Source organism: Rhizobium anhuiense bv. trifolii (assembly GCF_024346605.1).
GTDB lineage: Bacteria > Pseudomonadota > Alphaproteobacteria > Rhizobiales > Rhizobiaceae > Rhizobium > Rhizobium anhuiense.
In genome coordinates this window covers 489,783-504,176 of record NZ_CP098801.1, presented here as the reverse complement: position 1 = coordinate 504,176, position 14,394 = coordinate 489,783, and the positions used below count along the sequence as shown (strand labels likewise).

The window sequence follows — 14,394 nt, the reverse complement described above, 5'->3', positions numbered from 1 at the left end:
GGCCCAGGATTTTGCCTCAGAGTCTCTCACGTGCTGATAAGGGCGATGCCGCGACTTCGGAAGCCGAGCGTAGCGTCGGACGCGACCGGTAAAATGCGGTCGACGGCGTGGTCGACGATGAAGAGCGTGCCGACGTCGGTTTCGACCTCATACTCGACATGATCTCCGAGATAGGCCGAATGCAGGATGCGGCCGGCAAGCCCGTGCCCCCGCCCCTCGGAAAGCGCGATGGCGCCGGGACGAACGGCAAGGCTCGCCGCACCCGGCGTCGCTCTACCCGCCGGCACACGATGTCGGAAACCACCAATGCGGATGTCAGCATCGGCGCCATCGATACCAACCACCTCGCAGGGGATCACATTCGCCTCTCCCATGAAATCCGCGATGAAGGCGGAAGCCGGCGCTTCATAGAGGTCGCGCGGGGCGCCGGACTGGGCGACTTCGCCATCTTTCATGATGATGATGCGGTCGGACACGGCAAGCGCCTCATCCTGATCGTGCGTGACATAGACGGCGGTGAAGCCGAGGCGCTGCTGGAGTTCGCGGATATCCGTGCGTACCTTGCGGCGCAGGCGCGCATCGAGGTTGGAAAGCGGCTCGTCGAGCAGCAGCACCTGCGGTTCCAGCACCAGCGCGCGGGCGACGGCGACGCGCTGTTGCTGGCCGCCGGAGAGTTCGGCGGGCAGGCGATGGCCCATGCCGGCAAGGCCGACCAGTGCCAGCCCCTCCTCCGCCTTCTCGCGCGCTTCCTTGCGGCTGAAGCCCGAGGATTCCAGGCCATAGGCGACGTTGTCGCGCGCATTCATGTGCGGAAAGAGCGCATAGGACTGGAAGACCATCGAGACATCGCGCTCATTGGCCGGCAGCATGGTGACGTCCTTGCCGCCGATCAGTATTTTTCCGGCCGAAGGATGTTCGAGGCCGGCAAGCATGCGCAGCGTCGTCGTCTTACCACAGCCGGAGGGGCCAAGCAGGGTGACGAGCGTACCGCGCTCGATGGTGAGCGAGAGGTCGGGAATGGCAGTGAAGGCTCCAAATGTTTTGCGCACGTTCTGGAAGACAACGGAACCGGCTTTGGGATTAATCATGCGATTTTCTCCTGGCGAGAGGAAGCGGATGTGGCAAGGCCGGCGACGCGGTTTTCACGGCGCAGGCGCCGTTCGCCCACGATGAGCTGGAAGCAGGCGATGACGGTGATCATCACGACGATCAGCATGGTGGAATAGGCGATGGCCACGCCATATTCCCCGTTCTCGACGAGGCCGACGATGTAGGAGGTCGCCATATTGTACTCGGCGCTGACGAGGAAGATGACGGCGCTGATGGAGGTGATTGCGCGCACGAAGGAATAGACGAGCGCGGCGGTGATGGCCGGGCGTAAAAGCGGCAGGATGACCTTGCGGATCGTGCGGAAGCTGTTGGCCCGCAGCGTCAGGGAGGCTTCATCCAGGCTCTTGTCGAGCTGGCTCATCGCCGCGATGCCTCCGCGCACGCCGACCGGCATGTTGCGGAAGACGAAGCAGGCGATCAAGATCAGTGCCGAGCCGGTCATTTCCAAGGGCGGCAGATTGAAGGCCATGATGTAGCTGACGCCGATGACTGTGCCGGGAATAGCAAAGCTCATCATGAGGGCGAATTCGAAGGCATTCTTCCCGACGAATTTTTGACGCACGATAATATAAGCCGTCAGTAGGCCGACGGCGGCAGTCAGCGGAGCAGAGACCAACGCGATCTCGATCGTCGTCCAGAACGAGTTCCAAGCGACGCCCGTCCAGGCGATCCCATTTTCGAAGCTGATCGAGAAGGCCTTGGCGTAGTGGTCGAGCGTCAGCGAGTTGTCGAGACCCCAGGTTTTCACGAAGCCGCCGACCAGGATCATGCCGTAGATGACGAGCGTGAAGAGGATCCACGGGATGACGACGGCGTGAACGCCGATCGACAGCCCTCGCGGCAGAGCGATGTGCGATCCGCTATCGCCCTTGCCGGTGACGGTGGCGTAGTTTTTGCCCGACAGCCAGACGCGTTGGGCGAGGAAGGCGGAGAGCGTGAATAGCAACAGCACCGTGGCGAGTACGGCGGCGCGCGACGGATCGTTCTGCGACCCGACCACGGCGAAGAAGATCTCGGTCGAAAGCACGCCATGGCTGCCGCCGAGCACCAGCGGATTGCCGAAGTCGGCCATGCTTTCGATGAAGCCGATGAGGAAGGCGTTGGCCAGACCGGGCTTCATCAGCGGCAGCGACACCCGCCGGAACGTGCGCCAACGGTCGGCGCGCAGCGTCGTGGACGCCTCCTCCATCGACGGGCTGACGCCCTCGACGACTCCGATCAGCACGAGGAACGAGATCGGCGTGAAAGACAGCACCTGCGCTATCCAGATGCCGGTGAGACCGTAGAGCCAACGGCCGGGCTCGATGCCGAAGAGTCCCGACAGCCCCTGCGTGACGACACCGGCGCGGCCGAAGAGCAGCGTGAGCGCCAGACCGATGACGAAGGGTGGAGTGATGATCGGCAGGATCGTCAGCAGCCGCAGGCCCTTCTTGAAGGGAAACCGCGTGCGGGTGGCGACAAGCGCGAAGGCGAGGCCAAGCAGGGTCGAGCCGAGGCCGGTCATGATGGCGAGCCAGAGCGTACGCCAGGCGACGCCGCAGCGACCGGCGCCGATCACACAGTTGAGGCTCCAGATGCTCGGATCCTGCACGTTCCGGATGAAGTTATCCGCATTGAACGAGCCGTCGAAATCCTGCACCGATCCGATGAACATGCTGCCAATCGGGTAGAAGACGAAGACCGCGACGAGGAAGACGAGCAGCGCGATCGCGCTGACGACAAAGGCATCGCCCTTCATGACACCGCGTTCGGCAAGGCCGAAGGCGAAGAGCAGCACGAAGGTGATCGCAGAGAGCACCGCACCCGCCCCCATCGAAGCCTGACCGTTCGAGAGCGGGCCGAAGAGCATTTCGCTCACCGTCCAGGTCCAACCGGAAAAGCCGACGGCGAGGCCCTGGAGCGACAGGAAGAGGACGCCGATCGCGCCGGTCCAGGCGAGCACGGCGCCGCGGCGCATTGGGTCTGCCGTGCCGCGGGCCACGATAGCCAGGAGAAGGAGCACGAGCGCAGCGGCAAGCCACAGCCGGCCGTGCGCGAAAATCTGCACGACGCCGGGGGCGGCTTCCGGAGAAAGGGGGAAACCGGCCAGCCAACCGAGTCCGAAGAAGCCGTTCTCGATCCGATACCAGGGCAATAGGGTCAATGCGACCACGCCCAGGATCAGGACCACGTCCAGCCTGCGATTGCCATGTCTCATGGCTGACCTCGCTGTCTTGAGTGTGAGGAGGCGGCGCCCGGGGAGACGGGCGCCGCCGGTCTGGACATCAGTTGGCGGCGGCGCCTATTTCCCGATCCCAGCGTTCCAGCAGTGCCTTGCGCTTCGTCGGCTCGCCATAGGTCTTGAAGTCGTAGTCGATCAGCTTGATGTCCTCGAAGCGCGGCGCCTCCTTCGGGATTGCGGCGCTCTTGTTGGACGGCAGCTGGAAGGACTTGGCATCCTTCATGCGCGACTGAACTTCCGCCGTCAGCGCCCAGTCGTACCAGATCCTCGCATTGTCGAGATTGCGGGCGCCCTTGATGATCGACATGGAGCCGATCTCGTAGCCGGTACCTTCGCAAGGCGTAATCGACTTGACCGGGAAGCCTTCGGCCGTCTGCGCCACAGCATCGTGGACGAAGACGATGCCGAGCGCCGTCTCACCGCGTGCTGCGGCCTTGACGGGTGCCGATCCGGACTTGGTATATTGCGATATGTTGCCGTTCAGCTTCTTCAGGTAGTCGAAAGCCTGGTCCTCGCCCATGATCTGCACGAGAGAGGCGAGCGCCGTATAAGCGGTACCAGAAGAATTCGGGTTCGCAATTTGGATTTCGCCCTTCAGTTCCGGTGCCAAAAGGTCGGCCCAGCAGACTGGCTCCTTGTAGCCTTTGGACTTGAAGATTTCCGTGTTGTAGCCCCAGCCCAGCGCGCCGGCATAAACGCCGACGGTCTTGTAACCGGAGCTTTCGGCCTGCTTCTTCGCCCAGTCGTTGAGTTCATCGAGCTTCGGCGACTTGTATTCGAGGGTCAGATTTTCCGAAGCCGCCTGAAGATGCGGATCGCCCGTGCCGGCCCACCATATGTCTGTCTTCGGATTGCGAGCCTCGGCGCGCACCTTGGCATAGGTCTCGCCGGACGAAAGGCGAACCATGTTCACCTTGATGTCGCTATGCGCCTTCTCGAAATCGCCCTTCATCTGCTCGCAGATGACAACGTCTGCCGAGCAGATGAGGTTGAGTTCGCCAGCCGCCTGCGCCGGTAGCGCCCCGAGCGCCGTGCCGGCGAAAAGCACGAGGGAAAGGGTCTTCATTTTCATGGGGCATCCTCCTTGTTGCCTGGGTTAGATTTTCGCACGAACAAAACACAGCAGAGCCATCGGCCTGCCCGCGTCGGCGTGTGCATGTTTCTGGGTTGTGGTTTGTCTGAATGCCTTGATCAGTTCGTCGCGGCGATTTCCGCATCGAACCTGCGGAGCAGTCGGCTTCGTTCATCCGGCGAGCCGAAGGTGGCGAAGTCATAGTCGACCATCTTGATCATCGAGATATCCGGGGCTGCAAGCGGCAGGGTGGATTTCGCGTTGGATGGAACTTGGTTCTGGCCGGACGCCGCGCCCGTACCCTGCCCTTCCGGGCTCAGCGCGAAATCGACGAAGCGCTTTGCTTCCTCGATATGCCTTGCGCCTTTGACGATGCTCACGGCGCCGATCTCGTAGCCGGTGCCCTCGCAGGGTGCGACGATGACGAGGGGAAAGCCCGCTTGCTTCTGCGTCACGGCATCATGCATGAAAGAAATGCCGATGAGCGTTTCTCCTCGCGCCGCCGCCTTGATCGGCGCAGCCCCCGAGGGTGTGTAACGTTCGATATTGCGATTGAGCGCAGCGAGATAACGGAAAGCCTCATCCTCGCCGAAGAGCTGAACCAGCGTCGCAAGCGTCGTGAAGGCGGTGCCAGACGAATTCGGATTACCGCTCTGGATGCGGCCGCGATAGGCGACATCCGTGAGGTCCTTCCAGCAGGTCGGCGCGGGCAGCTTCAGCTCGCGCAGCAGGTCGGCATTGTAGGCAAAGCCGAGCGCCCCCGCATAAATGCCGGCTGAGCGGCCGCCAGACATGGCGAAGAAGTTCTGCGCCCAGGGCAGCATGTCGCGCTCATGGGCCGGCTGGTAGGGTTCGAGCAGATTTTCAGAACCGGCCTGCAGATGAGTATCGCCCGTGCCGCCCCACCAGACATCGACGGTAGGTGCTGTTTTCTCCGCGCGGATCTGATTGAGAATATCGCCGGTGCTCTTGCGTGTCACCGAAATTTCGAGCCCGGTCTTCGCCTCATAGGCCGTCTTCATCGCGGCACACCACGTCTCGTCCACCCCGCACAGAACGGTGAGCGACGGTGCTGCGATGCCGGTGCTGGCGCTCGCCAGCCACAAAGCTGCTACCGCGCTGAAAGCGGTGATGCCTCTCACAACTTCCTCCCATTGGACCTTGCGTCCCAATCTCCGTAATCAGGATGTCACATCTGCTTCCCCGCGCAATCGAAGAATGGTTACGGTTCTTACAGCCGGAGCCGGTATCACCCTCGAAAAAATGACAAAGGTTACAAATGTGACAAACCGCATAACACGAGCTCGCTTTGAAGATCGTGACATCTCTGCCTATAATAGGCACGGGAGGACGTGCATGTGTTGAATGAGAGGATAACCATCCTGATCGTCGAGGACGATCCGGACATGGCGGAGCTTATCTCCGACCTCATAGAGGCGGAAGGTTGGACAGCTCTAACCGCGCCATCCGCGGAAGAGGCCGCGATCGTCCTTTCGCGCGAAACCGTGCATCTCGTGCTCGTCGACCATAACCTGCCCGGCACATCCGGACGCACCTTCGCGCAGCGCCTGCGCGCGCAGGCCAATATCGGCATTGTCATGGTGACCGCTGCAGGCAGCGCCGTGGACCGGGTGCTGGGTCTCGAAACCGCGGCAGACGACTATGTCGTCAAACCCTTCGAGCCCATCGAATTGACGGCCCGTATCAAAGCCGTGCTGCGCCGGACGATTCCCTCGCTGAAGCCGGAGCGCGAAAGCGAGCGGGAGCATGAACCCACATCCCTGAAGCTCGGCGAATGGTCGGTGGATCTCAAGAGCCGCCGCGCCATCTGCCGTACCGACCCCGCCAAGTCGCTCACGAGCGCCGAATTCGCGCTGCTCGAAATCCTCGCCGAAACGCCAAACACACCCGTTAGCCGCGCGCATATCCTCGATCGATTGGGCGCGGAAAGCGAGCGCTATATCGACCGCAATGTCGACGTGCTCGTGCTGCGTCTGCGTCGCAAGATCGAGCGCAATCCAGACCTGCCGCGCCATATCAAGACGCGCCGCGGCAAGGGCTATATTCTCGACACAGACGATAGCGAGACCGCACCGTGATCAGCCGTCCGTTCCTCTCCTCCATCGCCTTTCGGCTGCCCTTCGCCATCGCCTTCATCTGCGTGCTCGTCTTCAGCCTTGCGACCATTGCCGTCTACGGCCTGCAGCGGGCGCGCCAAGAAATGGCCGCCTATGGCTTGCAGGCGTTTTCGGCTCTCGCCAAGGCCTCGCTGGTCTCGCGGCAGGTTTCAGACCTCGTCTCCAGCGCACCCTTCCTCATGAATTCGACCTCACCCTACCGGGTCTCTAGCGAAAGCCGCTCGGTCGTCCTGCAGGTCGATGCGCTTTTGCGCGCGATGCAACCTGAAAACGACCGGGCTGCCGTACGGGGTTTTGCCAGCAGCCGCATCGTAGAGCTGCTGGAAACCATCCGCACGCAGACGACGACGCTTGCGGGCGACGCGGAATCGGCCCAGCAGCACAAGGCGGAGGCCGCGGCAGCACTCGGCGAGATCGCGACCGGCAGCGGCATTGGGGATGCAGGTTTCCGCAGTCGGCTGAACGCCATCGTCCAATCCGCCTCCAATTCGGATAGCCTCTTCCAGCTCGGCGAATTGCGCCGGCGCTACGTCTCGGAGACCGCCCCGCGACTCGAACGCGCCGCGCCGGACACCCGGGTCGCCGCCGCCGAGCTTGCGCCTTACGAACGGATCTTCGAGGCACAGACGCGTTATCTGCTCGAAATGTTCGCCATCCGCGCCGCAGTCTCGCGCCTGCACAGCGTCTCACGCGATCTGTCGCATGCGACGGAAACCCAAAGCGAGGCCGTTGCCCGCAACCTCAGTGACGACCTCGTCTCGACCTCCGATGCATTGAGCCGCATCCTCGTCATCGTCGCTGTTGCCTCGCTGTTGGTCCTGGCAATGGCCGTGGTCTCGATCCGATCGGTCATGCGTGTCTCACGCGGCATCGTCTCCCTTTCGAACGGCATGAACGCACTGGCAGAAGGGCGCAAGGATGTTGATACGCCTCGCTATGACGGCACGGAAACCGAGCTGGTGCGCCTGCTCGAAGCTTTCCGCGCATTCCGGGAGAGCGTCGAGCGCGTGACGCGGCTTCGGCGTACGGCGGAGGCCGCCGCACGCACCATCCGCTCCACCTTCCGCAGTATGAACGAAGGCATCGCGCTATTCGATCCGCGCGGCCGGCCGATCACCATGAACCGGCGTGTCATCGAGCTGGTGGGCTGGTCTGGTTCGGCCAGGAAATTGCCGCTTCGCAGCTTCGTGACGCCGCTGCCGGAGATTGATCGGGCCCTTCTGCCGGCTGAGGATGATGCGGGGCTGCTCACCGACCGCTGTGTGCTGCGCCATCGCTCCGATGTCGGACAGGTAACCGAAGTGTCGGTATCGCGGCAACCGGACGGCGGCGTCGTGCTGCTGGCGCGCGATATCACCGACATGGACCGGCAGGAGGCGGAGGCGGCAAAAATCCAACGGCTCGACGGCATCATGCGTATGACCCATCAGGTGAGCCACGAAGTCGGCAACATGATCGGCATCATCACCGGCAGCCTCGGCCTGCTGGAGCGCGAAACCGGCTTCAATGAGCGGCAAAAGCGACACCTCGCCCGCATCCGTAAGGCTGCCGACCGCGGCAGGTCGCTGGCCGGGAGTATGCTTTCCATCGGCAGCCAGCAGCCGATCCATCCCGGCGCGGTGGAGATCGGCGCGGTGCTGCGCGGCATGGCCGACGTATTGGAAATCGCCATCGGCGAAAAATGCCGGCTCGCCTTCGAAATAGCCGGCGACCTGCCCACCGTCCTCATCGACACGGCGCTCTTCGAACAATCGATCCTCAATCTCTGCCTCAACGCCGCCGCGGCTATGCCGGCAGGTGGAACAATTCTCATACGTTGTTCCCGCAGTGAGGCCGGCGTCAGCGTCAGTGTGACAGACGACGGCATCGGCATGACACCCGAGGCCGTCGACAAAGCCTTCGAACCCTACTTTACCACGCGCGACGCGGAAGGCGGCGTCGGTCTTGGCCTAGCAGTGGTTTATGGATTCGTACGCCAAAGCGGTGGCGACGCTCGCATTGCCTCGGTGCCGGGCAAGGGAACCGTCGTTGAACTTTTGTTTCCGGCATGAATTGTCACTTTCGCCTTTCATCGCACCAGTTCGCATGTGCCGAACGCACAAGAACGCACGGAGCCGCAAAAAAGGCATTGAATCAAGAGCATCTGCCGACTCGCAATACGAGTGAGATATCAGCGTTAAGTCATTGAAACTAGATTCGTTTCGACTTGGAACAAAGCGTCACTGATTCGGTTGAGTCGGGTTGGTTGCGTCAGGAGTCCGCGAAGATGGTTACCCCGCGAGCGAATTGGAAAGGCTATATCAAGTTTGGAGAGGTCGCGTTCCCTGTTGCCTTTTACACAGCGGCATCGTCCTGCGAACGGATAGCCTTTACATGATGCGTCCACGTCGCCCCTCCCTGCCGTTGCTCGACGAGTCACGCTTAACGCTGCTGTCTCGTCCGATCCGCAAGCGCGACCCCGACCAGCCGAGTCTACCCTTCGATCCAATGCCGTCACGCGTCGAGCCATGTCTCGCGCTGCTCAAGCCGACCGTGCCTATCGGATCGGATTGGCTCTATGAGGTGAAGTGGGACGGTTATCGATTGGCAATCCACATCGAGCCAAAGCGCGTGCGGGTCATCACTCGCGGCGGCCATGACTGGACCCACCGCTTCCCCACCATCGCTGCTGCGGCAAAAGACCTTGGGGTAACAACTGCCATCCTCGATGGTGAGGCGGTCGTTCTTGACGAGCGGGGCCGATCTGATTTTGCCGCCCTGCAGCGTTCGCTCGGCGGGCGGGGGGGCAAACGGGTATCGACCGAGTCCAGCCTTTTCGCGTTCGACCTGGTCTATCTCGATGGGCATGATCTGACCCGCACCGAGCTTGCAGTGCGCCGGCACCTGCTTGAAGACCTTGTGCCGGAAGACGGCGACGGCGCGATCCGTCTTTCCGAGGAGATAGAACTGCCCGCCGAAGACCTGCTCGAGCACGCCTGCCATCATCAACTGGAAGGGATCATCGCCAAGCATCGTGACCGACCTTACCGAAGCGGCCGGACCGGTGACTGGCTGAAGATCAAGTGTGTCCAGAGCGAAAGCTTCATGATCGTTGGCTACGAGCAGTCGGCAGTCGCGCGGGGCGGCATCGGCAGCTTGCTGTTGGCCGGTAGGAAGGGATTCGATTGGGCTTTTGTGGGATCAGTCGGGACTGGATTCACTGCGAAGGATGCCGAGCACCTGAAAAAGACGCTCGATCCGTTGAAGACGAACCGGCCGGTCGTTCCGCTGAGGGGCAAGCGCTTCGTCTTCGTGCAGCCGACGCTGATCGCTGAGATCGAGTTTCGGGGCTGGACTGGGGACGGCAACCTCCGTCATGCATCGTACAAGGGGCTTCGGGAGATCCAGGACAACGCGGCAGTGTATGATTTGACGGAATGATCCGACGCCTGGCCAGCTGGTCGTCCTCTGCAGATCTTGGCCGGCCCCGAATTCGCAAAGCAATGCCGGCTACCACCTCGAGCCAGATCCGCGATGAACTACTTCTCAATCAAGCCGCCACCCGGGCCTTTGCGAGGCGCTTCATCGCCTGCTCCAGCGGCCGCTGGCCGTCGCAATAGTCCTCCCAAGCCGACGATTTCGACAGAAGCGCCGGAACAGTGCGGATGGTAAAGCGCTTGGGGTCGAGGCCGGATTTGACCTGCGTCCAGCTCAACGGCATCGAGACAGTGGCGCCCGGTCGAGCCCGCGGCGACAACGGCGCCACCGCGGTTGCCATTCGGTCGTTGCGAAGATAGTCGAGGAAGATGCGGCCGTTCCTCAGGCTCTTCGTCATCTTGATCAGATAGAGTTGCGGATTGTCGCGCGCCATCTGTTGGCAGACGTCATGCGCGAAGCCCTTCGCTTGCGCCCAAGAAAGCGGCTCGCTCTTGTCGACGGCAAGCGGGGTGACGACGTGCAGGCCCTTGCCGCCGGTTGTCTTGCAGAAGCTTATCAGGCCCAGTTCGTCGAGACGGTCGCGCATTTCGCGGGCTGCGGAAACGACCTCGGAGAAGGGCACACCCGGACCTGGATCGAGGTCGAAGACCAGTCGTCCCGGCACCTCAGGCTTATGCGGCTCGCAATTCCAGGGATGCAGTTCGACGGCGCCGATCTGCGCGACGGCAGCCAGACCCTCGACCCGGTCGATCTGCAGATAGGGCTTTTTGTCGCCGAAGACTTTGACCAGTTCGAGCAGGTTGGAGGTGCCGGGCATAGCATGGCGCTGGAAGAACTGCTCGCCGCCGACCCCGTCGGGTGTCCGGATGATGGAACATGGACGTCCCTTGATGTGCTCGATCAGCCAGGAACCGACCGCTTCGTAGTAACGGGCCAGCTCCTCCTTGGTGACGGGTTTGCCGTCATTGGCATCCGGCCACAGCGGCTTGTCAGGGTTGGAGATCAGCACGTCCATGACCTCCGCCTTGGCGCCCTTTCGCCTGACCGGCCTGGCCTTCGTCTCCGCCGCCGGCTGCGGCACGTCCGTCTGCGCGGGTTTCGCCGGCCGTTCGGCCTTGACCTCCTTGGCCGGCTTGTCTGTGCGCAGCCCCTTGAACGCCGCCTGCCGGACAATACCGTCGGCCGTCCAGCCTGCGAATTCAATTTCCGCCACGAGCTCCGGCTTCAGCCACTTGACCTCGGCCTCCTTTTTCGGCGCGCCGATGCCGGTGAAAGGCGATTTCACCGTCTCGAGCGCCTCCAGCTTCGGAAGCAGCGTTTCCACCTTCTTCGCACCATATCCGGTGCCGACGCGGCCGACATAAACGAAGTGGTCGCCCCGGTAGACGCCGACCAGCAGAGATCGGAATTTACCGTTGGTCTTGGCATAGGCGCCGATCACGACTTCGTGGCCAGCGCGGCATTTCGACTTTGCCCAGCTTTCGGTGCGGCCGGATTGATAGGGTGCATCCGCCTGTTTCGAGACGATGCCTTCCAGTGACAGTTTGCAGGCAGACCGAAGGACCGCATCACCGCCCGTTTCGAAATGCTCGACGAAACGGATGCGCGGATCGCTGCCGGCGTCGGACAGAAGGCTTTGAAGCCGCTCCTTACGCTCGACGAGTGGCAAGGACCGCAAATCTTCGCCACCCTCATAGAGAAGATCGAATGCGAAATAGACGAGCTCGCCGGTCCTGCCTTCCGAGAGAGCCGCCTGCAGGGCTGCAAAATCCGGCGCGCCGCTTTCATCGAGTGCGCAGATCTCGCCATCGATGATGGCGTCCGGCAGGGCCGACGCTGCCTGGGCAATCTCGGGATACTTGCCGGTCCAGTCGAGTCCTTTCCTGGTCTTCAGCGTCGTCTCGCCATCCAGCACCCGCATCTGGATCCTGTAGCCGTCGAACTTAATCTCGTGAATCCAGCCGGTGCCGGGGGGCGGACGCTCCACGGTTTGGCAAAGCTGCGGCGCAATGAAATCAGGCAGATCGACCGTTGTGACCGTCTTCGATTTTCGCCCGGCCCTGTCATCCTCTTTTCGCTCTTCGGCCGCCAGTCCCTGATTGCTGTCCCAGACGGCATCGGCCTGAACGTCGCCGCCCTCGACCATGAAAGGCTTGGGTTTTCGTCCCCTTCCCGTGGCAATCATCTCCATCGTACGTCCGGAGGCAACTGATGTCTGGTTTTCCTCAAGTATGGCCGCGCCGTTCTCGTCGACGGAGAACTCGTCGTGGTGTTTGATCAGCAGCCAGTTTGTCCGCTTGCCGCGGTCGCGATCGTTGCGCATGCGCACCAGCACGAAGCTGCCGTGCAGCCGTTTGCCCTCCAGCGTAAACTTGAAATCGCCTTTCGCCAGGGCCTGCTCCGGGCTCATCTTGCCTTCCGGTTCCCAATAGCCCCGATCCCAGAGCATGACCGTGCCGCCGCCATACTGGCCTTTCGGAATGGTGCCTTCGAAATCACCATAGTCGAGCGGGTGGTCTTCGACCTCGACGGCCAGCCGCTTGTCATGCGGATCGAGGGACGGCCCCTTCGTGACGGCCCACGACTTGAAGACGCCATCGAGCTCGAGCCTGAGGTCGTAATGCAGGCGGGTAGCATCATGTTTCTGGATGACGAAGCGACGGCGATTGCTGCGCGCGAGGCGCTTTTCACCGCTCGGTTCGGCGGTTTTCTGAAAATCGCGCTTCGACCGATAGGTCGATAGTTTGTCCGTGGCCATGGTCGTTCCCAAAAAGCGGTCCGACAATGAAATGTCAGCAGGTGGCTGGAAGTTCCGTGGCGTTGCCTCAACGCACCTTAGGGCGAGGGCTAGTTCAGCGGCCTGGCCATCCTGGATGCTTCATAGACGCCAATGGGAAGCCGGCCAGCCCACGGGTGACCGTTATCCACCCGATGACGACCTCGACAAGCTGAGGCATTCTCATTTCCAGGATTTCTGCTATCGTTCACTTGTCATGGGAGTTGGCGTCATGGTTGCAGCAAGTTTGGTTCCGGATGCGTTTTACTGGGCGAAGTCCTCGAAGCACTTCGACGGACGAATAACGATCGTTCAGGTCTCCACGGTTTTCGGGGAGGATCCTGCTTACTGGACGCTGGCGCTCGTGGGAACCGATCAGCACGCCATGCCCGCGGACTTCGAGATCATCGCTTCGGCAGAGCTCGCAGACGGATACCCCCTCCGTCATGCCGCCGAGTGAACCACCAATCCGACAAGTTTTCCCTTCGGAGGATCACCGGAACAGGATGATTGGCTTCGCCGCGCTCGGCCTTGCGGAAACTCGGTGCATTAAATTCGCTCGGCGCGTGGGATGCAAACCTGGTAAGTCGCCAGCCGTCGAAGCGTGTAAGCGAGCTCGTCGGCATCATATGGTTTGGAGAAGAACACCCCACGCTCGGGCAGGCCCTCCCTGCCGATCGTCACCCTCCCCGACACGACGACGATCTCGATCAGGGGCCATCTTTCGCGGACCAAGGCGGCCAGCGCCAAGCCATCCATCGTACCCGGCACCTCGACCTCGGTCAGGACGATGGCGATATCGCTCCTGCGTTCCAGGATGAGGACCGCATCATCCGCGTTCGTCGCCTCGAGCGCTTCCAGTCCGACCGCTTCGACAACGTCCACCGCCATCATCATCAGCAGGGGCTCGTCTTCGACGACGAGCACTGCATGCCTTCCGTGAGGATGCGTCATGCCGTATTACCGTGAATCATAACCGCGAACCTCCGCATTTCAATTTGGTTCCCGGACGTCCATTTGATGGTTGGCAGGTTTATGCGCCCGTTTTGCCGGGGGACTTGAATTGAACATAACCCGAAGCTATCTACGGATCATCGGCGTTGCTGGTGAGTGCTCCACGCGAGTGTTCGCGACTGCCGAAGTCGCTTATCTGCTTTTGACCACGGATGTACTGGCACTGGTGTGAAGAGCGATGTTGGAAAGGTCGGTGCGATTTCGCCCCGGCCTTTTTTATTGCCCGCTGCTCGGGGTAGAGAGCTTGGCCCCGCGTTTGACGGCGCTCGCGCACCGAGAATTCGGAAAAAACCGGTGCGTTCACCATCTCCGTAACGTCCGGTTGGCACGCCGCGACCTCGGCGAATAAATCGGCAGCGGTTCGGCCGGGCCGAGACTCTTTGGGCCGGTAAAAAATGTCTCGCCTTAATCTCCTGTGCAAAGGAAAGCACAACTTTAGGAGTTAAAAGTCCCATCGCCTATGTGAGGCTTTTGAATTGCTCATTGGAGGTCGGTCGCTCCACGCCTCATTGTCCGCTCGTTTTGCCGCGGCACCGGGAGGGATAGTGTTATTTCGGGGTCTCGTCGCCGTATATTTAAAAAAATCAATTGCATACTTCCCTGCGGCGGCGAGGAACAAAAATCTTCTCTGGCGGTTTTGAGAGCA

The 14,394-nt window shown here is 61.6% G+C and carries 10 protein-coding genes and 1 pseudogene; 5 read left to right on the top strand and 6 right to left on the bottom strand.

The genetic code is table 11. The annotated features are described in order from the left end of the window. Positions 1 to 26: 26 nt before the first annotated feature. From NE851_RS02480 to NE851_RS02465, 4 genes are all read right to left on the bottom strand, one after another. The gene (locus NE851_RS02480; protein ID WP_028756654.1) at positions 27 to 1,088 is read right to left on the bottom strand and encodes an ABC transporter ATP-binding protein; all 1,062 of its coding nucleotides are present in this window, start codon (positions 1,086 to 1,088) and stop codon (positions 27 to 29) included. After that, entirely contained in the window at positions 1,085 to 3,307 is a 2,223-nt protein-coding gene (locus tag NE851_RS02475) for an ABC transporter permease (RefSeq protein WP_097545233.1), read from the bottom strand. Before NE851_RS02475 ends, NE851_RS02480 begins: the two co-directional genes overlap by 4 nt. Before the next feature lie 67 nt (positions 3,308 to 3,374). Continuing rightward, a complete protein-coding gene (locus tag NE851_RS02470) occupies positions 3,375 to 4,403 on the bottom strand; it encodes an ABC transporter substrate-binding protein (protein WP_028755971.1) in 1,029 nt (342 codons plus the stop codon). A gap of 119 nt (positions 4,404 to 4,522) precedes the next feature. Further along, a complete protein-coding gene (locus NE851_RS02465; RefSeq protein ID WP_028755972.1) occupies positions 4,523 to 5,545 on the bottom strand; it encodes an ABC transporter substrate-binding protein in 1,023 nt (340 codons plus the stop codon). Positions 5,546 to 5,761: 216 nt separating this feature from the next. On the opposite strand from NE851_RS02465, the gene NE851_RS02460 reads away from it, so the two are divergent. The 4 genes and pseudogenes from NE851_RS02460 to ligD (NE851_RS02445) all read left to right on the top strand — a co-directional run bounded on the left by NE851_RS02460 (position 5,762) and on the right by ligD (NE851_RS02445) (position 9,961). Next, complete coding sequence (locus NE851_RS02460) at positions 5,762 to 6,502, top strand: response regulator (RefSeq protein WP_028755973.1); 741 nt, start codon at positions 5,762 to 5,764, stop codon at positions 6,500 to 6,502. Beyond that, positions 6,499 to 8,592 (top strand): ATP-binding protein, encoded by a 2,094-nt coding sequence (locus NE851_RS02455; protein ID WP_028755974.1) that lies wholly within the window; start codon positions 6,499 to 6,501, stop codon positions 8,590 to 8,592. Before NE851_RS02460 ends, NE851_RS02455 begins: the two co-directional genes overlap by 4 nt. Before the next feature lie 215 nt (positions 8,593 to 8,807). Then, positions 8,808 to 8,912: pseudogene (locus NE851_RS02450) on the top strand (non-homologous end joining protein Ku); the annotation flags it as partial. A 2-nt stretch (positions 8,913 to 8,914) separates the two neighbouring features. Beyond that, positions 8,915 to 9,961: a non-homologous end-joining DNA ligase gene (gene ligD, locus NE851_RS02445; RefSeq protein WP_028755975.1), complete on the top strand. Its 1,047-nt coding sequence runs from the start codon at positions 8,915 to 8,917 to the stop codon at positions 9,959 to 9,961. 109 nt (positions 9,962 to 10,070) lie between these two features. On the opposite strand, the gene ligD (NE851_RS02440) is transcribed toward ligD (NE851_RS02445), so the two are convergent. After that, positions 10,071 to 12,716: a DNA ligase D gene (ligD, locus tag NE851_RS02440; protein WP_097596306.1), complete on the bottom strand. Its 2,646-nt coding sequence runs from the start codon at positions 12,714 to 12,716 to the stop codon at positions 10,071 to 10,073. Positions 12,717 to 12,966: 250 nt separating this feature from the next. Here ligD (NE851_RS02440) and NE851_RS02435 point away from each other — a divergent pair, with 250 nt between their 5' ends. Then, positions 12,967 to 13,194, top strand: a complete 228-nt coding sequence (locus NE851_RS02435; protein WP_028755977.1) for a hypothetical protein — start codon at positions 12,967 to 12,969, stop codon at positions 13,192 to 13,194. A gap of 89 nt (positions 13,195 to 13,283) precedes the next feature. On the opposite strand, the gene NE851_RS02430 is transcribed toward NE851_RS02435, so the two are convergent. Beyond that, entirely contained in the window at positions 13,284 to 13,688 is a 405-nt protein-coding gene (locus NE851_RS02430; RefSeq protein WP_049810872.1) for a response regulator, read from the bottom strand. Positions 13,689 to 14,394 lie beyond the last annotated feature (706 nt).